Genomic DNA, 18,541 nt, shown 5'->3' on the forward strand with positions numbered 1-18,541 from the left:
GGTCGAGGCTATTGGCTCGGAGCTCCAGCGCTCAGCAGCGCCCGCACCAATGCCGCCTGGCTGCGTACGCCGGTTTTGTCGAAGATGCGCTGCAGCTGGGTGCGCAACGTGTTGACACTGACCCCGAGCAGATCGGCGGCGGCTGCGAGGTCATGGCCATCGACGATCAGGCGCGCAAGCCGGGTCTGCGCCGGCGAGAGGCCGAAGACCTCCCGCGCGCTCGCGATCCGGCGCACCACCGTCTCGGCGTCGTCGAAGGAGACCAGCGTCTTGCCGTCCTCAAGCAGAACCCAGCAGTGGAGCGGAATCCCTGCCGCGTCCTCGCCGAGCGCCACCGCCCAGGTTTGCTTCGGCGCGATGTTCAGCGGTCTCTGGCTCTGCAGTTCGCGGAACGCCAGGCGCACCGCCTCGCGTAGCGCGGGGTCGTATTCGCGCTGCCGGGCACGTAGGCGGCCGGCGGCGGCGACGAGCCCGGGATGGCCAGGCATCCGCTCCCGCGCCAGCCGGTTCGTCCAGAGGATCCTTGCATCCGCGTCGACCTCGATCAGCGGGCAGTTCGCCTCCTCGACGCTGCTCTCCATCATCACCATGCAGCCGATCTTCCAGGCGCCGTCGATCCGCTGGAGGATCCGCAACTGGCGCTTGCGATCCTCGCCGGTGTCGCTGCCGATCTGATCGAAGGTCATCCAGGCCATGTTGCCGTCGACGACGATGTTGACCTTTTCCCAGCGGACGCGCTCCGCGAAAGCGTGTTTCTCCGGGAATCGCTCGACGATCTTCTTGATCCGCGCGGCGATCGGGTCCCAGCCTTCGTCCACCCGGACGCCGAGCGAGGCGAAGTATTCCATCCGCCGGGTCTGCGGCGACTGCACCCAGTGGCTTGCCAGCGCCTCGAAGTCGCGCTGCAGCCAGGCCTCGGTTTCGGCGCGGATCACTGCCATGATCGCCGCCCGGTCAGCCTCGCTGTCGTCCATCGCGCGGTTCCCCCTGACAACGGATCGCAGCATAGCATGATCGGTCTGTCGGAGCATGGCGGCACCTCATGTGTTGATGACGCCGGCCAGAAGCAGCGTCACGCCGGCGGTCGCGGCAGTCAGCCCGAGGAGCCGAAGCCTCAGGCGTGGCAGGGTGATCTGATTTCGGTAGTATCGGTCCTCGGCCGCGGCGCCCATCTGCGAGGGGCGGCGGCGGTTTGGCATGTGCGCGGCGACGAGACTCTGAAGGTCCATTGTGTTGCCTCCTGGTTCGGGCTTCATCTGCCGCATTCTCGCACGCATCCGAGCCGTGCTCTGTCATGCAGACGGAGGACATCGGGCTCGGCGCCCGGTTGGCAAACGAAGAATCACCTCAACTGGAACGAGTCTCGAAGTGATTCGTTGAGTCGGATGTCCAGCGTGAGGGGGCTGCATCATGAGCAGGCGACGAAGCTTCAAGCCGGTGAAAATCACCATCAATGGCAAGACGAGAACCGTCTATAATGTCGTTCAGGCGGGCAATACCTTGCTGAACGATTGGCCCGAGCAGACGCCGGCGGCGAAGGCCGCCGAACGGCTTGTGCTCGACGTGTTCAATGATGCCGCCGGGCCGGAGCAGGTGCGCCGCGCATTCATCACCGCGGCGAAGGCCAGCGACATCAAGTTCAGCTCCTGATCGGCGGTATCTCACTTCCATGACACCTGTTCCTGATGGCTGAGATCCTGGTTCTTGAACTCTGTCTCCATCCAGGCGGCTGTAACGATTGCCGCGAGGAAGCCGAAGGTGAGGCAGGTAATCGCCTGGATCCGCCACGAGATGAAGGTCACCGGCGCCGGGGTGACGGGCTTTTTCGCGCATTCGCCGGGCGGGCAGGTGCAGCCGGAAAAGGCCTTGATCAGGCAATCACTCATGATGGGCTGCCTTTCATCGTGTCGATGGCGGCAAGGATCTTCTGGTGAAGCGGGCAGCCGTGATCGGCGCTGCCGTCGAAAAAGCGTTCGGCCTCCACCAGCGCCTTCTAAAGATCGGGCGCCCCGGCGGTGAAACGGGCCTTGGTGCGGGTCTTTTCGGTTGTTCCGGCCCGTCGGGCGGTAGCAAGGGAAGGGCTGTCGGTCGATAGTTCGGATGTGAGATTGGCGGCGGGCATTGTCCGTTTCCCTCAGGCGTAAAGCTGATCGGTATCGGTGATGCCCATGATCTCGCGGGCATAGCGGTAATGTTCCTCGACGCTGGCCACAGCACCCCGCAGCCAGGACGGGCCGCGGATCGAATGTTCGGGACGGCGGAGGTACGCAAAGCCGAGGGCGCCCATGCGCTGGGCTTCGTTGGCCATATAGGCGCGGCAGTCGTGGGTCGTGCGTGCCGCATTCCAGCGGGCGTCCCGCTTGCTCTCCTCGGTCTCGATATTGCGAATGTGCTGCATCGCCTGTCCTCTCGCGCTTCTGATCGGCCTGTGAGGAGAAGGTATTTATTATACCTGATCGCGGTAAAAGGTATAAAAAGTACCCCTTTGATTGACGAGGTACGAATCATAGGCGTATGCCTGTCGCCAGTGATTGGGCGACCGGGTGCAACTCCCGAGCTGACGAAGCCCAGCGGCGCGGGAAGCGAAAGTCCTTAAGTGCGCTGTCAGAAAATCAGGACGAGGGCGAAGCGAATGGCCCCTCTGGCACGTGTCCCATCCCGGCTCCGGCCTTCGGGACTTGGCCAATGCTCTCCCGGCTTCATGGGCTTTGCTCATGGGGTAGGGGGAAGCTTTGGCCGGAACCCTCCCTCACCAGCCTTCAGGAACCTTCTCCTCCTAAGCTGAAGAGAGAGGAATGAGAACTGAAGTTGGAGTATGATGCGAGGAGAAAAAAGGAGGCCGGCGATGCGCAGCGAAATCGAAATCACCGACGAAGTGATCGAGGCGGGTCTGGATGCGATCACCGAATTTTACGATCCGTGGGAGGAGAAGCTGCCGAAGGATATGTTCCCCGCAGCCATCCGGTCCATCCTGGTGGCGGTGTCGAGAGTGGTGCGCGAACGGCATCCGGAGCTGCCGCAATTTGTGGTTTCAGAGGATGAATCCTCCCGATACCCCTCGTGATCCCGGCTGGGGATCGGCGAGCTTCGGAGCGAAATCCTAAAGGCCGTACATCTCGCGCGCGACACTGTAGGCCAGGAGCAAAACCGCTATCGTGACGATATAGAACCAGATTCTGCCGGCGCGTGAGGAAGGGCGGATCATCCTGTTTTCCCTATTGAAATATGATTGATTCACGGCACTATTTCCGAGCCTTGGGCTGTCATCCCTACATCTCGATGACCGATCGGCGGACGCGGCCGACGATGGTGACGGCGCCCTGGAATTCCGGCGGCGGCACGTCCTCGTAGGACGCCGGCTGGAAGGGCGGATTGTCATTCGGGCGATAGCGCTTGTAGGTCGCAGCCCCCGTTTCGTCGGCGACGACATAAAGCGCGTTCGGCGCCAGGCGCTTGTCGCGCAGATTGACGAAGATGATCGAGCCGGGCGGCGAGATCTTGTTCATCGAATTGCCCTCGACCTCGAGCGCGATCCATTCGCCATCGGGCAGATCGAGGGCGGCGACCGTCGGGAATTCCGAAAAGTCGGTGATCGGCGCCTGCTCGCTCAGCTGGCCGGCGCTGACCCAGGAGATCTTCGGGATATCGGCGACGGAGACCGGCAGCTCATCCGGATCGAGCGCGTTGCCGGTGCCGAACTGCAGCCAGTTGAGATTGACCTTGAAAGCGCGGGCATACTTCTTCGCATCGGCAATGCCGAAGCCGTTGCGGCCGGACTCATGCGCCTTGTAGACATTCGCATTCCAGCCGAACCGATCGACGATCGCCTTCGGCCCGGCAAAGCCAGCATTCTTCCTGGCCATGACGAGGCGCTTTGCGCGTTCTTCGCGTTCAAATTGTTCCTGCTCTTTCAACATGATATAAAAAATACCCTAAAATAAGGTATATGTCATGCCCTAATGTGCTTGACATATCGGGTATTAATTATACCCTAATCGCCATGACACAGAGCGACATCATCAACAACGGACAAGCTTTCCGGGATGGGGAGACGGCACCATGAGGTTCACCATCTCCTCCGAAGAGAAGCTCGCCATGGACGTCATGCCGACCGGCGTCGTCATTCACCGGCCGCAAGGCCCAAGGGGAGGGCGGATGTCGGTGATCCCAGTTCGCAACGAGGATATCCCCTTCCTCGCCAAGGCCCTGCAGCAGGTGCTGAACGCCAACCGGGAGGTGGAATCGCTATGACCATCGCCATCCTGACGACCACCGGAGAGATCCAGCGCCGCGGCGGCTGCTACACCGGCTGCCCGAATTGCGGCAAGGCGCTGTCGATCGCCGAGGTGATCGAACGCCACTGCGAGAATTGCGATCGGCGGACGCGCCCGGAAGAGATCAGCGAGACGATGATCCCGCCCGGCGCTCAGCCGATCACCAACCCCGATAGCCCAGCCCCTCCCTGACGGCTATCGGTGGCTGGCGTCGTCGCTCCTCCCTCGGCGACGCCAGCTCCCGGGCGCACTCGCGCCCGACCCAGGCGGCGGCCTGGCAGACGACCGGAGCCTTTGCTCCCAGAGCCGGCGCTCCGGTCGTCACCCCTGAAAGATCAAAGACGTTGTTGGCACCCGCTTCGGCGGCAATGGCGCACGACGTTCGCGGGAAAGAAGGATCAAGCGATGAGCATCCAGCCCAAGGCCGCCCCGGCGCAGCAAGGCGCTCACATGAACGCGCTCGAGCTCTTCCGCTCCGGCCGGGACTATATCGAAATCGCGGCCCACCTCGGCACGTCGGTGCCGTCGGTGGAAACCGAGATCCACAAACTTCGCAGCGCCGAGAAGGGCGACACCGCCCACGCGGAGCATGCCGGCTCGGAGATCCGCCGGTTGCCCCGCCGCCCCCTCAAGCCGGGCACGCCGGTGAATTTCGCCGGCGGCCGACGGAGGCCGCGGGTTTGAGGAGGTCATCTCAATCGGGAAAGGGACATTGCATGGGTAAGGACACAGTGAGCCAGGAGATCATGGACATCCTCAGCCCGGTGCTGGGGGAGGAGCTCGCGGCAGCGATCATCGAGCATCGCAAGCGCACGCTGAAGAAGCCGCTGACGGTCTATGCCGCGCGGATGCAGGCGAGGGAATATCTGCTGACCGGCGACCCGGTCGGCGCCGCCGAGATGCAGATCTTCCGCGGCTGGCAGGCAATCAAATGCGACTGGTACCTCAAGGAGAAGGCGAGGGAAGCCGGGTCGATCAACAGCAGTACGAGAAGGACGACAGTCGATGCCGCAAGAGATTTCCTCTCCGGTGAAGATCATAGCTGGGATGCTTTCGGGTTTCCCGGCATCCGCAGGCACTGATCCCGACATGCAGATCCGCGCCTATCTCGTCGCCATCGAAGGCATCCCGCTGGAGGCGGTCTGGCAGGCCGCCAAACTCTTCGTCTCCGGAAAGGTGAGGGATCATAACCGCGCCTTCGCCCCGAGCAGCGCCAGTTTCGCCGAGCAATGCCGCCATCAGCAGGCGGCGATCGAGGCCGAGAGCCGCCCGCGCATGGAAGCCGAACCCGAGACGCCGCAGCCCAAGGTCACAGCCTACAAGATGCAGCTGCTGCGCGACGCGGCGAACGGTAGCCGCAGCGCCAAGCGGGAGCTGGCGAGGATGTTTCCCGACAACCCGATCATTGCAAGGGCCGCACGACACGAGGAGGCATTGAGATGACCATCACCTTTTGGACGGAAGACAAGATCGTCAAGGCGGAAAAGCTCTGGAAGGAAGGGCTGTCGGCGAGAGAGATCGCCAACCTCTTCGGCTCGAAGAAGAACACCGTCATCAACATGGCGCACCGCAACCGCGACAGGTTCCCCTCAAGGCAGGATACCTGGCATCCGCAGCCGAAGGCGGGCCCGCCCGTCCAGCCGATCCGCCACCCCGATCGGGTGACACGGGTGACGATGTCGGGCGCGCATGTGACGATGCCGCGCGTGCCCAGCATCGATGGGCCTGCAGAGCCATGAGCAACGTCACCCCACGCGAAACCGAAATCATCCGCTGGATGGCGGCAGGCAAGACCGCCGCCGAGATCGGCACCATTCTCGGCATCTCCCACATCACCGTGAACACGCACATTGCCAACGCCAAGGCGCGGCTCGGCGTCTTCAAGGATACGGCGCTGGTCGCCGCGGCACTCAGAAACGGCATCATTCGATAGAAGGACGATCAGCATGGGCGGCAAAGCCACCAAGGTGAAGACAGGGCGGGTCAACAAGGGCGCCGGCCGTCCGCGCAAGGAGAATGTCGAGCGTTTTCCCTGCGGCAAGATCAAGCCCTTCGAAACCGAGAAGGAGAATATCAGCGTCGCGATATCAGCCCGCCGCCGCATCCACGGCTTTGACAGGGCGGTCGCCGACGAGACGGTCAAGAGCCCGTTCGCCGGCTATACCCTCGGCCGCATGTTCCTCGACGGCCTGATCACTTCAGAGCAGCGCCAGGCCGGCGACGACTATGCCGAGGCAATCGCCCGCTACCACAAGACCACAGGCATCCCGGCCCCGAGCCCCCGCGCGCAAACCCTCTTTACCGTCAAAGGCCACGAAGGCGAGGTCACCGACAGCCTCGCCGACCGCGCCCGCAAGGCCAGCAACCGCATGATGGCGCTGCAGGGCATCCTGCTCCGCTGCCCCGATGGACCGCAGGTCAGGAGCACGGTCTATAACGTCACGGTGATGGATTACGAACATTTGCGCCAGATGCCGCCGCAGCAATTGCTGTGGCTGCGGAGAGGGTTGACGGCGTTGCGAGGGACGCGGGGCGGATGATGGGGCGACGGACGCGAAACTCGCACATCTCCCATCCGCATCGCCATAGTTGCCGCACAGCTCACCCACCCTCCGTCGTCCTCGGGCTTGACCCGAGGATCCACGTTGGCCTGCGTGCCGCGGCCTGGAGACACGGGCGGAAACGGGGCGAGGGGCATGCTGCGACGTCTCGATTCCCTCTTCTCCCCAGCGGGGAGAAGGTGCCCGTAGGGCGGATGAGGGGGCCGCGGAAACCGGTCTTTCAACAACGTCCATGCGGGCTTCGGCCGCGACGGCATTGTCTCGACCGTGTTCAGGGTGATGGGGCACGGCGTTGCAGGATAGGTTGTACGGGAGGGTGTGCCGGGTGGCCCCCTCATCCGCCTGCCGGCACCTTCTCCCCGAGGGGAGAAGAGACTTACGGCAGCCTCTCCGTTCCCATCGACCTCAGGACGGTAGAGCCAGTGGCTCGATCCCGGTAAGGCTAGGGTGGGGGCAGCCATTGCGAGAACCGGACAACGATGGCTCAAGGCCTGGGATGACGGAGGATGGGGCGTGCGTTTTCGCCAGACTCCGTGCCAATCGAGCCGAACACCTGCACCGGATGCCGCCGCCGCTGCTCTCGTGGCCGTGCAGGGGGCTCACGCCGCTGCGGGGGCAAGGGCCGGTTGACACCAGAGCTGCCCATCAGCGTGGGCGCTGAATCAGGTCCATCGCATGGTCTTCCATCCAGGCGACCTCAAGCATGCCCTCATCAAGCACGCCGCGGCTGGCCAATTCCATCTCCCATGCGGAGCCCGCTGCAGCAAGGTTGCGCACATGTTGCTGCATTTGCCGAACCCGTTCGATTCCGGCCTGCATGATGCCGATCTCCGGCTCCATCCCGTAGGTATCGAGCAACAATTGGAAGCGCCGGGCTTTCTCGCGGACGCCCGTTTGCAAGCCATGCGCCTCGCATTTTTCGTCACGCCAGAACGGCACCCAGCGCCAGGCAACAAAGCCAAGGTCCCAGGCGCGCGGTCCCGGCGCTGCCGCGTCCCAATCGATGAAAGCCACGGGGAGCCCTGCTCGAAAGACCGTATTCCACGGCGTCAGGTCATTGTGGCAGACCGTTTCAACGGGGTGGCGGGCGTCAAGACGCCATTCGCGATCTCTCCATAAGAAGCTGGCTGCGGCATCGTGGTAGGATCGCAGCAATTGTCCCAGGCGCTCGAGGACGTTGTCGCGCCAGACATAATCCGGGAGACGGAGGTCAAAGCGACCGCCTTTATCGGGAAGGAAGCCTTCGCCGTTGCCGACTTCACCTTCGATATAGGTGAGGACTTCCCGTCCCTGATCATCGAGGCCCAGCGCACGCGGGGACCCATCATATCCCTGGCGCTCGACGTGCCGCAGCAGGTCGAGAACCGCGGGAGACCACGCGCGTCCGCCACGCCGCACCGTTTCGCCTATGCGCACGACGTTCGAATCCTTGCCGCCGATAAGAGGATTTTCAGGCTCGCCCATACCCTAGCTTAGGCGCGCGCGAACTGGCAGGTCAATGGACAAGGGGCCGGCAAAGGTGGAGGGAACGGAGCGGGGCGAGGGGGCATGCTGCGACATCTGTGATTACAGCCGTCTGCCTTCATGGCAAGGCTTCACGAGGCTGAGAATTTCACCATGACACCGCGCTGCCGAAAGTAGGCCTCCATCCGCTTCCTGCCAGAACGGTTATTCTGCACGAGCCTGGCCGGGTCGAATACGGCCTCTTTCAAACCCGCCCGCGTCAACGCTGCCTTGAGGGCCGCGATATGCACGTCGATGTCGGCGTTGTCCGCCTGGAGCGACTCATAAATGCGGTTTGTTGCATCTGCTACGGTCGGTTCGCTCACGATTACACTCCTGTTGTCGTCTGGCTGGCCTAACCGTATTGGGGTGAAACCTGTTCAGGTCAATGGGTGACAATGAATTAGAAGATTTCGCCGCTTTCGAAGATGAAGCACCATAAGCAGCCCTGGGTCTTTGCTACCTTTTCGCGCCAGGAACAGACTACGCTCTAGGTTGGTTTCGGGGCATGTGCGTATTCGGCTTGCCGGTAAGCGTCGCCCCGTAGAGCATAACAACGACCAGCGCAGTTACACACCACGTCGCGACCAGCAGCATGATCTGGCGTTGGCTGTCGATCGCGTTCAGGCCGAGATTGCCGGTGATGACCAGGCCGTCGGCGGCGTGGGCGATCAAGGTCATGAGCACGCTGCCCCTGGTGTTGTTGAAGAGCCAGCCGAACACGATCGTGAAGGCGAAGGTCCCAAACAGCGCGTAAGCCGGCAGCATGTCGAGGAGGACGAGCGGCACGTGCCAGATGACAACCAGCACGCCGAGGATGGCGCTCGCGACGAGCGGCAAGTGCCGTTCCTGCAGACGCGGAAGGGCGAAGCCACGCCAGCCGAGTTCTTCTTGCATCGGGCCGTCGAGCGGATTGACGAGGCGAATGGCGAACATCATCAGAATGGTCGGCACTGAAGCGATCAACGCAGCCGTGGGGTTCGGCCCGCCGAAGACCATGTTCAGATAAGCGGCCGTCACGCCGATCGCCGGCGCTAGGAGCAGGGCGACCGCAAACCATTCCCAGCCCACCCGCCGGATGGCGAACTTCTTAAGGAGCGCGCCGATACCGGGCCTGCCTCCGGTGATTGCGGTCACGATCAGGGCGGCATAAAGCGGACCAGGCACCATGAGGAGGAAAGGCAACGCGAGCGCGCCGGTGAGGAGAGTGCCGGCATAGATCCGCTCCGGCAGGATCCAGCCGAGCCAGGTCAGGATGTAAGCGATGGCGAAAAACGCAAAGAGCGGGTAACGGCTGATCTGCCCGCGGATGGAGGTCATGTCGGTTCCTTTGCTTTAACACACGGAGTGAACGACCCAGCCGCTGAAATCCATTTCGACTAGGCCGCAAACTCATAAACGGGGTTTCGGCAGCGGTATGTTTTTGATTCAATGAGGCTTTGATTTGGAGGCCTTGCATGACCCGACGTCATTTCGACCGAACAGATTTCGAATGGGCGATCATTCAACCGCTGCCTCAACCAGAAATCATGCGCCCGGCCAGTTGTTGGCGGGTTCTTCGACCACGCCGGGATCATCCGCTGGATCGGGGCTTTGTCATACGGCAAGGCGGCCAACATCGGCGGTTAGCTCAAGGGAACGCCGAGGGCCAAGCGACCCTCGGAGCAGAACGCATGTTACTTGGCGTCCTGTGCTGTTTGATTAGCTTCCATCAGCTTCTTTTGGTCATCTGGCGTCAGCTTAGGAGGCTCTACTGATATAGACAGTCTATTGAGCTTGCCAGTGAAGGGGAATGGAACCTGATAGTCGCGGTCATCGATCGGGGTGCCGGTCTTCGAGCCGATGTCGAAAGTCTCATCGACCGGTAGGATGAGCGGAACAGTACGCTGTATAGCCTGCGTTGCCACCGTCTTGCCGTCCACGGTTAGCGTTCCCGTTCCGCCACGACCGATCCCGCTGAGATTATTGAAGGCAAGCGTCGCGAAGCCAAGACCGTCATATTTGAAGTCAAACTCGACGGTGTGCTTGCCGGGCGAGAGCGCTTCGGGGCCTTCCCAACGGATCCGGTCAAGACCGAGAAGGTTCCAGGTCACGACCGGCTTGCCTTTCAGCAGGTACATCCCGTAGCCGCCAAACCGTCCACCTTGGGAGACAATCGCACCATCCCCACCTCCTTGTGGCACATCAATGTCTGCGGTGATCGTGTAGGAGGTATTGAGAAGATTGGGCGCCACGCTTTCCGGCAGGCCGGTCACCGGTTGCTTATAGGTGAACAGGTTTCGTCCTGCCGTCACCGACGGGCGCGGGGAAGCGAGGCGCGTCGCAGCGGAAGCGTCCAGCGGCAGGACTTGATACTTCGCAAACTCGCCGAACATCAGGTCCCTCATCTCCTGGACCTTCGCAGGATTGGCGGCGGCCAGGTCGTTGTTCTGGGTCCAGTCGTGCTGGACGTCATAGAGCTCCATCTTGAAGGCGGTGGCGGGATCGTCGACCGCCTTGCCGGCCAACTCCCAGGGCGCACGGATCGGTAGTGCGCTCAGCATCCAACCGTCGTCGTATAGACCCTGCGCCCCCATCATCTCGAAATACTGCGTGCGGTGCCGTGAGGGCGCCTCGGCACTGGCCTTGTCGAAGGTGTAGGCCATGCTCACGCCCTCGATCGGTTTTTGCGCTATGCCATCGACCATGATCGGTGCGAGAACGCCAGTCGCCTCGAGGATTGTCGGCACGACGTCGATCACATGATGGAATTGCGACCGAATTCCGCCCTTGTCGGAAATGCGCGCGGGCCAGGAGATCGCCATGCCGTTTCGGGTGCCGCCGAAGAAGGACGGGATCTGCTTCGTCCATTTGAACGGGGTGTCGAGGGCCCAGGCCCACGGAACGGCATAGTGCGGATAGGTCTCGTTGCTGCCCCACTGGTCGTAAAACTTCAGGTTCTGGGCAACGGTCGGATTGATGCCGTTGAACGGGACCAATTCTGCGAAGGTGCCGTTCATCGTGCCTTCGGCGCTCGCGCCATTGTCGCCGCTGATGAAGATGATCAGGGTGTTGTCGAGCTTGCCCATGTCCGCGACGGCCTGGACCACGCGGCCGATCTCGTGATCGGTATACATCAGGTAGGCCGCGTAGACGTCCGCCTGCCGAATGAACAGCTTCTTTTCATCCGCCGACAAAGTATCCCACTTCTTCAACATGTCCGGCCATGCTGTGAGCTGGGCGTCCTGCGGGACCACGCCAAGCCTTTTCTGATTGGCGAAGATCTGATCGCCAACGTCGTTCCAGCCTTTGTCGAACAAATGAAGATCGCTGGCCTTCTCGATCCACTCCGGCGTCGGGTGGTGTGGCGCGTGTGTGCCTCCCGGCGCGTAGTAGAGCAGGAACGGCATCGCCGGATCGATCGAATTCAACTGGTTCAGCCAGCCGACGGCGTCGTCCGCCATGGCGGTGATCAGGTTCCATTGCGGATTGCCGACAAAGGGAGCGATCTGCGTGGTGTTGCGAAACAGCATGGGCGACCACTGGCTGCTGTCCCCACCCATGAAGCCATAGAAATATTCAAACCCCATGCCGGTCGGCCATTGATTGAATGGGCCTGCCTGGCTGGTCTGATAGGTCGGCGTGTTGTGATCCTTGCCAAACCAGGAGGTGCGGAAGCCGTTTTCCAAAAGGATGCGGCCGATCGTGGCGGTGTCCCTTGGAAGAATACTATCATAGCCTGGGAAGCCGGTGGCCTGCTCGGAGATGACGCCGAAGCCTTCCGAGTGGTGATTGCGACCTGTGATGAGACACGCACGCGTCGGCGAGCAGAGTGATGTTGTGTGGAAGTTCGTGAAACGCAGGCCGTCGGCGGCGATGCGGTCCAAAGTGGGTGTCGGAATGACGCCTCCGAACGTCGAAGGAGCGCCAAAGCCAACATCATCGGTGATAATCAAGAGAACATTTGGCGCGCCCCTTGGCGGTACTACACGCGCCGGCCATGCCTGTTTGGACTGTAAGGCGTTGAGATTGATCGTGCCTTCAAACGGCGGCGGCGGCGGCGGGAGATAACGCCCGTCGATCGTTGTCGTGGCGTTGGGCGAGCCCAACTCTCCGGTCACGATTTGCGCGGTCGCCGGGCCGACAAATCCTGAAAAGGCGACGAGAGAAACGGCGGCCAGAAGACCATCTCGAAGTTTTAATTTGCAATGAAATCGCATGCGAATTCCTCCCCTTTGTCTCGAAAGCAGGCTGAATAACAAGCAGTGAGTTCATGAGCGCGGTGATGTCGGCACGCGGCCTGCGCTGATCGTCAGGCCGGCTCGTATGCAGCCGGCAGGGTGAAGGTTTGTGAATGTGTGGTCAAGCAAATTCTAATATAATAACCAAGCAAAAAAAGCTTCGGAGCCTAAGGATATAACCAATCACCAGGCAGCTGAGAGGCACTGAGGGAGACCGGTCGAGCGAGGCGACTGACGCCCGGTTCTCTGCTTCAGTATCGTGCCCTGCAAACCCGAGGCCCAGCCATCAGCCGTGGCCATGGATCCCAGGCTCGAGGCCTGGGATGACGGAGGTTGGGGGTGCGTTTTCGCCCAACTCCCCGCCGGTCGAGCCGACAGCCGCCGTGGAGCAATAGCGCACTTTAGCGACGGCTGATGAACCCTTTCCGTTGCCGCTCTATGGGAGTATTTTGCTCTCACTCAACTTGGCGCTGGAGAGTGCAGTGTTTGTGGACGGCCGTCGCACGTTTCTGCTCTTTTTGGCCGTCGCATCCTGTCAGATGGCGTTCGCGCCACGATCAGCTGCGGCCGACGACACCGTTACCATCGACGGCGGAATGCTGAAGGGTGAGAGGTCGGGCACGGTCTTCAGCTTCAAGGGCATACCCTATGCGGCGCCACCGGTTGGTGATCTGCGATGGCGCAATCCGAGACCAGCGGAGACATGGAGCGGTATCAGGGATGCCCGCGATTTCGGTCCGTCCTGCATGCAGACCGACGACCTGCCGAAGTCGGAGGATTGTCTGACCCTCAATGTCTGGACACCCGTCAAACGTCCCCGCACACCGCTGCCGGTGATGGTCTGGATTTACGGCGGCGCTCTTGCCCATGGAAACACCGCTCAGTATCCGGGTGGCCAGCTGGCCGCCCGGAAGGTTGTGTTCGTCAGCATGAATTACCGCATGGGCCGACTGGGTTTTTTTGCCCATCCGGCGCTGATGAAGGAATCCCCTGACGAGCCCGTCGGCAACTATGGTTACATGGATCAGCTGGCCGCCTTGAAATGGGTCCGGCAGAATATCGAAGCCTTCGGCGGCGATCCGAAGAAAGTGACGATCTTCGGAGAGTCGGCCGGTGGCGGCTCGGTGATGGCGCACATGATATCGCCACTGTCACGCGGGCTGTTCCGGGGCGCCATTCTACAGTCACCGGGTCTGCCGACCGCGCGTGCGCAGAGCACGCCCTTGTCACCGTTGAAGGAAGCAGAGAAAATCGCGTTGGACTATGCGGCTTCTCTGGGAATCAATGGCAGCGATGCCGCCGCTCTCGCGGCCCTTCGGGCGCTGCCTGCGGAAAAGCTGACCGAAGGCGCATCGGCACAAGAGGTGCTTGTGGGAATGTCGACAGGCAAGCCTGTCATCGGCATTTCGGGCGCGATCATTGACGGACGGTTTTTGCTCGAAACGCCGGAAGCGGCTTTTGCGGCGGGCCGTCAGGCGCCGGTTCCGGTCATCGTCGGGGCAAATGATCGTGATCTCGGCATCGGTGAGGCAGCAACGAAAGACGATCCCTTCGCGCTCTTCGGCAATCATGCCGCCGAAGCCCGCAGCCTCTACGATCCCAGCGGTCAACAGACCCTCGATGAGCTGAAGCAGCAGGTTCTGGCCGACAAGACGCTTGTCGAACCATCCCGCCACCTCGCTGACGAGATGATCCGCGCTGGTCAACCGACGTGGTGGTATCGTTTCTCCTATGTCGCCGAGGCTCTCCGCAACGATCCGGCATGGAAAGGCACTCTGCACGGCTTCGAAATTCCGTATACGCTGGGCATTCCAAACGCACTGGTGAAAGACAAGGTGACACCTGCCGACTGGGCGATGGCCACATTGGCAAGCGAATACTGGCTCGAATTTGCAAGGAGGGGTGACCCCAATAGCGGCTCACGGCCAAAATGGCCTCACCACGACCCATTCGCCGACAGGGTCATCGACTTCGGCAATGACGGCGCAACGGTCGGAGCCGATCCGCTGAAACCCAGGCTCGACCTCTGGCAAAGCCATTGGGAGGAGACGAAATGACGGGGGCGGTGCCTGTCGTCTGGTCTGTTGCCTTACCCATTGCGGGAACTGCCGAATAACACAAGCCCGCTTTGTCATTGCCATCTTCCTGGGAAGACCTTTCCGGATGTCGCGATTGACGGAAACCCGATCTCCGCTGAATTGCGCTTGGCAGCTTTGGGGGCGACAGGCGGCAGCCGGGTCGGTCGGATTTGGCCAGAAGCAGACGTCCTATTCCCGCTGGGCTGTCTCGCATAGGCTGAGAAACTCGCCTAGTCGCTGAGCTAAAGTTGTGCGATATTCAAAGCGGGATCGAACTCTGTCTACCGCAGCTCTTTGCGAGACAATCTGCCGATGCCGGCAAACACAGCCGTCCTTGACGCCGATCCCACCTGCACTAGCAGGCACTGATCGCCCCTTCGGCGCATAATACATAGCCACGAACAACTTTCAGCCTACCGCATTGCACGCACCGTAGCACCGTTCAAACCGGTGCCGTAACGGGCGCGCAAAACTCAGGAGGAGGAGTAATTATGAGCTATACAAAAAACCTCTGTTTCGGACTACTGGCTTCAGCATTTGCCGTCACGTTAAGTGCACCGGCAATCGCTCAGAACCAAACGCCGAAACCAAACATCGTCGTCATCATGGGCGACGACGTTGGCATCTGGAATATCGGGGCCTACAACCGCGGTATGATGGCGGGCCGCACGCCAAATCTCGACAAGCTTGCGGCCGATGGCATGCTCTTCACCGACTACTACGCCGAGGCGAGTTGCACGGCAGGCCGTGCGAACTTCATCACCGGCGAGTTGCCGGTCCGCACGGGCATGACCACGGTGGGCCAGGCGGGTTCTCCGATCGGTCTGCCGGCTGCTGCCCCCACGCTCGCGACCGTGCTCAAGTCCATGGGCTATGCCACTGGACAATTCGGCAAGAACCATCTCGGTGACCTCAACGAGTTCCTGCCGACCGTTCACGGTTTCGATGAGTTCTTCGGTTATCTCTACCACCTCGATGCGATGGAAGACCCCGCGCACCCTGGTTATCCGCAGGACCAACTGAACGTCGTCGGGCCACGCAACATGGTCCATTCCTGGGCGACAGAGGTGGATGATCCGACAGAAATGCCGCGCTGGGGCAAGGTGGGCAAACAACGGATCGAGGATGCCGGCACGCTCTATCCTGAGCGCATGAAGACCGTTGACGACGAAATCCAGTCCCTCTCTTTCAAGTTCATCGAAAAGGCCAAGGCGGACGGAAAGCCGTTCTTCCTGTGGCTCAACCCGACCCGCATGCACATCGTAACGCATCTCTCGGAGAAGTATGAAAATATGCGCACCTCGGAGAATGGATGGACCATTCACGAGGCTGGCATGGCGCAACTTGATGACATCGTGGGCGCTACGATGCAAAAGCTCAAGGATATGGGCGTAGACGACAACACCATCGTCATGTTCACCACCGACAACGGAACCGAGAACTTTACCTGGCCTGATGGCGGGCAGACGCCGTTCTATGGCGGGAAGGGCACGACCTTTGAAGGCGGCTTTCGCGCACCGGCAATGATCCGCTGGCCTGGACATGTCCCGGCCGGCTCAATCGGTAACGGCTTGATTTCGGGCCTCGACTGGTTCCCGACTTTCACCGCGGCCGCAGGCAATGCCAATATTGCCGTGGAACTTAAGGCCGGAAAGGAAATGAACGGGCAGAAGTACAAAGTGTATCTCGACGGTTATGACCAAACGAGCATGATTACCGGGTCGGGTCCGTCGAACCGCCACGAAATCTGGTATTTCGCCGAAAGTGCTCTCGGCGCCGCCCGCGTCGAAGACTACAAATATACCTTCAAGGAACAGCCCGGCGGCTGGCTCGGTGACACAGTGACATTGGGTGCGCCAACCATCGTCAATCTACGTCTGGACCCGTTCGAGCGGACAGCGTTCTACAAGGGGGGGAACACCGGCTCCCTCGAATATTTCGAATGGTATAAATTCGAGTTCTGGCGCTTCGTGCTTGTACAGCAGCGGGTAGAACAATTGGCGAAATCCGCCGTCGAATTCCCACCCATGCAGACGGGCGCGAGCTTCGGGTTGAGTGCCGTCAAGGCGCAGATTGCCGAAGCCATGAGGAAGCAAGCGCAATAGGCAGTCCTGCATTTCGAAGGGCAGCTCGCAGGGGCTGCCCACTTTCGTGGCTAAGCCGCAAGACTGCGGTCCCGGCCGTAACAGCAAGGCTCTCCTCATCCACGTGCTCATGCTTTCACAGCCGAGAAGAACAGGAACCGCGGCTTGGTCGTCAGGCTCTGATAGGCCTGCGGAAAAAGCGTGCGGGCTTCAGGGTCGGGCTGGGGCTCGCTGACGATGTCGATCTGAAATCCGGCCGACTTCAGCGCCTCGAACATGGCGTGCAGCGGCCGATGCCAGAAGCGCATGGCGATATCCCTTCCGCCGCGCTGCCAGGTCTCATCGAAACTGTAGGTCTCGAAATAATTGTCGCGGCCGGTCGAGGCGTGATCCATGAAGGGATGATGGGTGGAAAAAACCAGGCGACCGCCTTCAGGCAGCAGCCGGTTGAATTCCGAAAGCGGCCTCGTCCAGTCGGGCAGATAATGCATGACCAGCGAGGCAAGGATCAGATCGAAAGCCTTGTCCGTAAACGGCAAGGCTTCGTTCAGATCCGCCGGTAGCAGCCGCGCGCGCCCTTGCAGGCGACGTTGCGCGATCTCCAGCATGCCGGCACTGGCGTCGATCCCGGTCACAACAGCCCCGCGCTCAAGCAGCGCTGCCGCATGCGCCCCGCCGCCGCATCCCGCATCGAGCACGGAAAGTCCGGCGACCTCGCCAACCAGGGCAAGTATAGCCGGCCGCTCGTAATAGGCATTCCAGGCATTGACCTCGTTATCGGCATCATAAGCCGCCGCGAACGCATCATAATCATTCTCGGCCAAGATTTTTTCCTTTGCGAAGACTGTTCGAAGACGCCTGTGTGTCGGCGCTTGCTCGATCGACCTGCAAATAGGCCGAGATCAGTCACGCCCGATCTCAAGGGTGACATTGCCAAGACGCGCTGCATCCGAGCGCGAGCCTCCGCCATAGATCAAGGCAAGTGCCAAAAGACGACGCGCCTGCGCCGCATGCTTGCTCTTGCGGGCCAGACGCCGAAGACCTTCCGCGTCAAAATCCGCCCGTAATGAAATCGCGGCTCCCATCGCAAACCTCTCGTTTGGCGTATTAATCCCTGTCAGCTTGCCGGATTGCGCGCGGTGACGATCCACGCCGCGCCGTCGATCATCACCGACCGCTCACCGGGGCAGCCCGCGAAGGCGGCACGAACCGCGGCCGAGGCGCGGGCGCGGATATCGTCGGGCTGATCAGCGAGAGAGCGCGCCAGCGGGCCGACTTCGAGTGTCATCTTCACCGCGTCGTCGAGCGCCGCATCCCGCGTCTCCCCCTTGCCGAATGGGATAGAGGCATCGAAGGGCGCGATAGCGACATCGGTGAAGCCAGCCGCCGTTAGAATGCGCGCTACCCGCCCCTGGTCGCCAAACGAGAACGGGCCGGGCGCTTCGGGATCGGGCGGCGCCGTCGGCGGGAGGATGCCCTTCATCGCGCCCATCGGCAAGCGAACCCAATCGTTCTCGGCCATGCCGCGCCAGCAGACGAAAGCGACCCGCGCGCCCGGCTTGAGCGCACGGCGCATATGAGCAAATGCCGCCGTAGGATCGTCAAAGAACATCACTCCGAAGCGCGAGAACAGGATGTCGAACGCGCCCTCGGGCAACTCGGTGCTGCTGGCGTCGGCCACCTGGAACAGGGCCGGCGTATCCTGCGGCGCTCGCGCTCGCGCTCTGCCGATCAGCGGTTCGGATATGTCCACGCCTAGCACATGGCCCCCCGCGCCGACGCGGGCGGCCAGATCCAGACTGGACGCTCCCGCGCCGCAGC

23 protein-coding genes and 2 pseudogenes are annotated in these 18,541 nt (G+C 61.5%); 12 read left to right on the forward strand and 13 right to left on the reverse strand.

Annotated elements, in window-relative coordinates:
• Positions 1-8 precede the first annotated feature (8 nt).
• Together MOV76_RS24180 and MOV76_RS24185 are read right to left on the reverse strand one after the other, a co-directional pair.
• Complete coding sequence (locus MOV76_RS24180) at positions 9-1,031, reverse strand: LuxR family transcriptional regulator (RefSeq protein WP_247265448.1); 1,023 nt, start codon at positions 1,029-1,031, stop codon at positions 9-11.
• 9 nt (positions 1,032-1,040) lie between these two features.
• Positions 1,041-1,229: a hypothetical protein gene (locus MOV76_RS24185; RefSeq protein ID WP_168332249.1), complete on the reverse strand. Its 189-nt coding sequence runs from the start codon at positions 1,227-1,229 to the stop codon at positions 1,041-1,043.
• Between the two features lie 181 nt (positions 1,230-1,410).
• On the opposite strand from MOV76_RS24185, the gene MOV76_RS24190 reads away from it, so the two are divergent.
• Entirely contained in the window at positions 1,411-1,650 is a 240-nt protein-coding gene (locus MOV76_RS24190; RefSeq protein WP_018240992.1) for a DUF982 domain-containing protein, read from the forward strand.
• A gap of 11 nt (positions 1,651-1,661) precedes the next feature.
• Here the strand turns inward: MOV76_RS24190 and MOV76_RS24195 are convergent, their stop codons facing one another.
• From MOV76_RS24195 to MOV76_RS24205, 3 genes and pseudogenes are all read right to left on the reverse strand, one after another.
• Positions 1,662-1,886 carry a hypothetical protein gene (locus MOV76_RS24195; protein ID WP_247265449.1) on the reverse strand — a complete coding sequence of 75 codons (225 nt, stop codon included), beginning with the start codon at positions 1,884-1,886 and terminating at the stop codon, positions 1,662-1,664.
• Positions 1,883-2,122: pseudogene (locus tag MOV76_RS24200) on the reverse strand (hypothetical protein). Before MOV76_RS24200 ends, MOV76_RS24195 begins: the two are co-directional and overlap by 4 nt.
• Positions 2,123-2,134: 12 nt before the next feature.
• On the reverse strand, positions 2,135-2,398 hold the full coding sequence (locus MOV76_RS24205) for a hypothetical protein (protein ID WP_247265450.1): 264 nt from the start codon (positions 2,396-2,398) through the stop codon (positions 2,135-2,137).
• A gap of 447 nt (positions 2,399-2,845) precedes the next feature.
• On the opposite strand from MOV76_RS24205, the gene MOV76_RS24210 reads away from it, so the two are divergent.
• Entirely contained in the window at positions 2,846-3,064 is a 219-nt protein-coding gene (locus tag MOV76_RS24210) for a hypothetical protein (protein WP_018240996.1), read from the forward strand.
• Between the two features lie 205 nt (positions 3,065-3,269).
• On the opposite strand, the gene MOV76_RS24215 is transcribed toward MOV76_RS24210, so the two are convergent.
• Positions 3,270-3,917 (reverse strand): S24 family peptidase, encoded by a 648-nt coding sequence (locus MOV76_RS24215; protein WP_247265451.1) that lies wholly within the window; start codon positions 3,915-3,917, stop codon positions 3,270-3,272.
• Positions 3,918-4,059: 142 nt separating this feature from the next.
• Between MOV76_RS24215 and MOV76_RS24220 the strand changes: the two genes are divergently transcribed.
• The 8 genes from MOV76_RS24220 to MOV76_RS24255 all read left to right on the forward strand — a co-directional run bounded on the left by MOV76_RS24220 (position 4,060) and on the right by MOV76_RS24255 (position 6,814).
• Positions 4,060-4,251 carry a hypothetical protein gene (locus MOV76_RS24220; protein WP_018240998.1) on the forward strand — a complete coding sequence of 64 codons (192 nt, stop codon included), beginning with the start codon at positions 4,060-4,062 and terminating at the stop codon, positions 4,249-4,251.
• Positions 4,248-4,466, forward strand: coding sequence for a hypothetical protein (locus tag MOV76_RS24225; RefSeq protein ID WP_247265452.1), 219 nt, complete (start codon positions 4,248-4,250; stop codon positions 4,464-4,466). Before MOV76_RS24220 ends, MOV76_RS24225 begins: the two co-directional genes overlap by 4 nt.
• Before the next feature lie 213 nt (positions 4,467-4,679).
• A complete protein-coding gene (locus MOV76_RS24230) occupies positions 4,680-4,958 on the forward strand; it encodes a sigma-70 family RNA polymerase sigma factor (RefSeq protein ID WP_247265453.1) in 279 nt (92 codons plus the stop codon).
• A gap of 32 nt (positions 4,959-4,990) precedes the next feature.
• Positions 4,991-5,356, forward strand: coding sequence for a hypothetical protein (locus tag MOV76_RS24235; RefSeq protein ID WP_064647080.1), 366 nt, complete (start codon positions 4,991-4,993; stop codon positions 5,354-5,356).
• Positions 5,322-5,717 carry a hypothetical protein gene (locus MOV76_RS24240; protein ID WP_247265461.1) on the forward strand — a complete coding sequence of 132 codons (396 nt, stop codon included), beginning with the start codon at positions 5,322-5,324 and terminating at the stop codon, positions 5,715-5,717. Before MOV76_RS24235 ends, MOV76_RS24240 begins: the two co-directional genes overlap by 35 nt.
• Complete coding sequence (locus MOV76_RS24245; RefSeq protein ID WP_018241003.1) at positions 5,714-6,013, forward strand: GcrA family cell cycle regulator; 300 nt, start codon at positions 5,714-5,716, stop codon at positions 6,011-6,013. The genes MOV76_RS24240 and MOV76_RS24245 overlap by 4 nt, the downstream gene beginning before the upstream one ends.
• Positions 6,010-6,207 (forward strand): response regulator transcription factor, encoded by a 198-nt coding sequence (locus MOV76_RS24250; RefSeq protein WP_018241004.1) that lies wholly within the window; start codon positions 6,010-6,012, stop codon positions 6,205-6,207. The genes MOV76_RS24245 and MOV76_RS24250 overlap by 4 nt, the downstream gene beginning before the upstream one ends.
• Positions 6,208-6,220: 13 nt before the next feature.
• Entirely contained in the window at positions 6,221-6,814 is a 594-nt protein-coding gene (locus MOV76_RS24255; protein WP_247265454.1) for a hypothetical protein, read from the forward strand.
• Positions 6,815-7,480: 666 nt separating this feature from the next.
• Here MOV76_RS24255 and MOV76_RS24260 read toward each other — a convergent pair.
• The 4 genes from MOV76_RS24260 to MOV76_RS24275 form a co-directional block, all read right to left on the reverse strand.
• Positions 7,481-8,299: an aminoglycoside phosphotransferase family protein gene (locus tag MOV76_RS24260; RefSeq protein ID WP_247265455.1), complete on the reverse strand. Its 819-nt coding sequence runs from the start codon at positions 8,297-8,299 to the stop codon at positions 7,481-7,483.
• Positions 8,300-8,430: 131 nt separating this feature from the next.
• Entirely contained in the window at positions 8,431-8,667 is a 237-nt protein-coding gene (locus MOV76_RS24265; protein ID WP_027685648.1) for a hypothetical protein, read from the reverse strand.
• A 154-nt stretch (positions 8,668-8,821) separates the two neighbouring features.
• Positions 8,822-9,658, reverse strand: a complete 837-nt coding sequence (locus MOV76_RS24270) for a CPBP family intramembrane glutamic endopeptidase (protein WP_210067056.1) — start codon at positions 9,656-9,658, stop codon at positions 8,822-8,824.
• 356 nt (positions 9,659-10,014) lie between these two features.
• Positions 10,015-12,537: an arylsulfatase gene (locus tag MOV76_RS24275; RefSeq protein WP_247265456.1), complete on the reverse strand. Its 2,523-nt coding sequence runs from the start codon at positions 12,535-12,537 to the stop codon at positions 10,015-10,017.
• Between the two features lie 503 nt (positions 12,538-13,040).
• On the opposite strand from MOV76_RS24275, the gene MOV76_RS24280 reads away from it, so the two are divergent.
• Positions 13,041-14,615, forward strand: a complete 1,575-nt coding sequence (locus tag MOV76_RS24280) for a carboxylesterase/lipase family protein (RefSeq protein ID WP_247265457.1) — start codon at positions 13,041-13,043, stop codon at positions 14,613-14,615.
• A gap of 512 nt (positions 14,616-15,127) precedes the next feature.
• Positions 15,128-16,741 (forward strand): arylsulfatase, encoded by a 1,614-nt coding sequence (locus tag MOV76_RS24285; RefSeq protein WP_247265458.1) that lies wholly within the window; start codon positions 15,128-15,130, stop codon positions 16,739-16,741.
• A gap of 107 nt (positions 16,742-16,848) precedes the next feature.
• Here MOV76_RS24285 and MOV76_RS24290 read toward each other — a convergent pair whose 3' ends face one another.
• From MOV76_RS24290 to MOV76_RS24300, 3 genes and pseudogenes are all read right to left on the reverse strand, one after another.
• Positions 16,849-17,544, reverse strand: a complete 696-nt coding sequence (locus tag MOV76_RS24290) for a class I SAM-dependent methyltransferase (RefSeq protein WP_247265459.1) — start codon at positions 17,542-17,544, stop codon at positions 16,849-16,851.
• A gap of 81 nt (positions 17,545-17,625) precedes the next feature.
• A pseudogene (locus tag MOV76_RS24295) lies at positions 17,626-17,805 on the reverse strand (IS630 family transposase); the annotation flags it as partial.
• Positions 17,806-17,837: 32 nt separating this feature from the next.
• Positions 17,838-18,541 (reverse strand): class I SAM-dependent methyltransferase (locus MOV76_RS24300; protein WP_247265460.1); only part of this gene is annotated, 704 nt, incomplete at its 5' end.

The organism is Rhizobium sp. PRIMUS64 (genome assembly GCF_023006465.1).
GTDB lineage: Bacteria > Pseudomonadota > Alphaproteobacteria > Rhizobiales > Rhizobiaceae > Rhizobium > Rhizobium leguminosarum.

What these genes read in the sequence shown, in the direction of transcription:
- MOV76_RS24180 (WP_247265448.1), bottom strand. Translation starts at nt 1,031, where the DNA reads ATGCTCCGACAGACCGATCATGCTATGCTGCGATCCGTTGTCAGGGGG.
- MOV76_RS24185 (WP_168332249.1), bottom strand. Translation starts at nt 1,229, where the DNA reads ATGGACCTTCAGAGTCTCGTCGCCGCGCACATGCCAAACCGCCGCCGC.
- MOV76_RS24190 (WP_018240992.1), top strand. Translation starts at nt 1,411, where the DNA reads ATGAGCAGGCGACGAAGCTTCAAGCCGGTGAAAATCACCATCAATGGC.
- MOV76_RS24195 (WP_247265449.1), bottom strand. Translation starts at nt 1,886, where the DNA reads ATGAGTGATTGCCTGATCAAGGCCTTTTCCGGCTGCACCTGCCCGCCC.
- MOV76_RS24205 (WP_247265450.1), bottom strand. Translation starts at nt 2,398, where the DNA reads ATGCAGCACATTCGCAATATCGAGACCGAGGAGAGCAAGCGGGACGCC.
- MOV76_RS24210 (WP_018240996.1), top strand. Translation starts at nt 2,846, where the DNA reads ATGCGCAGCGAAATCGAAATCACCGACGAAGTGATCGAGGCGGGTCTG.
- MOV76_RS24215 (WP_247265451.1), bottom strand. Translation starts at nt 3,917, where the DNA reads ATGTTGAAAGAGCAGGAACAATTTGAACGCGAAGAACGCGCAAAGCGC.
- MOV76_RS24220 (WP_018240998.1), top strand. Translation starts at nt 4,060, where the DNA reads ATGAGGTTCACCATCTCCTCCGAAGAGAAGCTCGCCATGGACGTCATG.
- MOV76_RS24225 (WP_247265452.1), top strand. Translation starts at nt 4,248, where the DNA reads ATGACCATCGCCATCCTGACGACCACCGGAGAGATCCAGCGCCGCGGC.
- MOV76_RS24230 (WP_247265453.1), top strand. Translation starts at nt 4,680, where the DNA reads ATGAGCATCCAGCCCAAGGCCGCCCCGGCGCAGCAAGGCGCTCACATG.
- MOV76_RS24235 (WP_064647080.1), top strand. Translation starts at nt 4,991, where the DNA reads ATGGGTAAGGACACAGTGAGCCAGGAGATCATGGACATCCTCAGCCCG.
- MOV76_RS24240 (WP_247265461.1), top strand. Translation starts at nt 5,322, where the DNA reads ATGCTTTCGGGTTTCCCGGCATCCGCAGGCACTGATCCCGACATGCAG.
- MOV76_RS24245 (WP_018241003.1), top strand. Translation starts at nt 5,714, where the DNA reads ATGACCATCACCTTTTGGACGGAAGACAAGATCGTCAAGGCGGAAAAG.
- MOV76_RS24250 (WP_018241004.1), top strand. Translation starts at nt 6,010, where the DNA reads ATGAGCAACGTCACCCCACGCGAAACCGAAATCATCCGCTGGATGGCG.
- MOV76_RS24255 (WP_247265454.1), top strand. Translation starts at nt 6,221, where the DNA reads ATGGGCGGCAAAGCCACCAAGGTGAAGACAGGGCGGGTCAACAAGGGC.
- MOV76_RS24260 (WP_247265455.1), bottom strand. Translation starts at nt 8,299, where the DNA reads ATGGGCGAGCCTGAAAATCCTCTTATCGGCGGCAAGGATTCGAACGTC.
- MOV76_RS24270 (WP_210067056.1), bottom strand. Translation starts at nt 9,658, where the DNA reads ATGACCTCCATCCGCGGGCAGATCAGCCGTTACCCGCTCTTTGCGTTT.
- MOV76_RS24275 (WP_247265456.1), bottom strand. Translation starts at nt 12,537, where the DNA reads ATGCGATTTCATTGCAAATTAAAACTTCGAGATGGTCTTCTGGCCGCC.
- MOV76_RS24285 (WP_247265458.1), top strand. Translation starts at nt 15,128, where the DNA reads ATGAGCTATACAAAAAACCTCTGTTTCGGACTACTGGCTTCAGCATTT.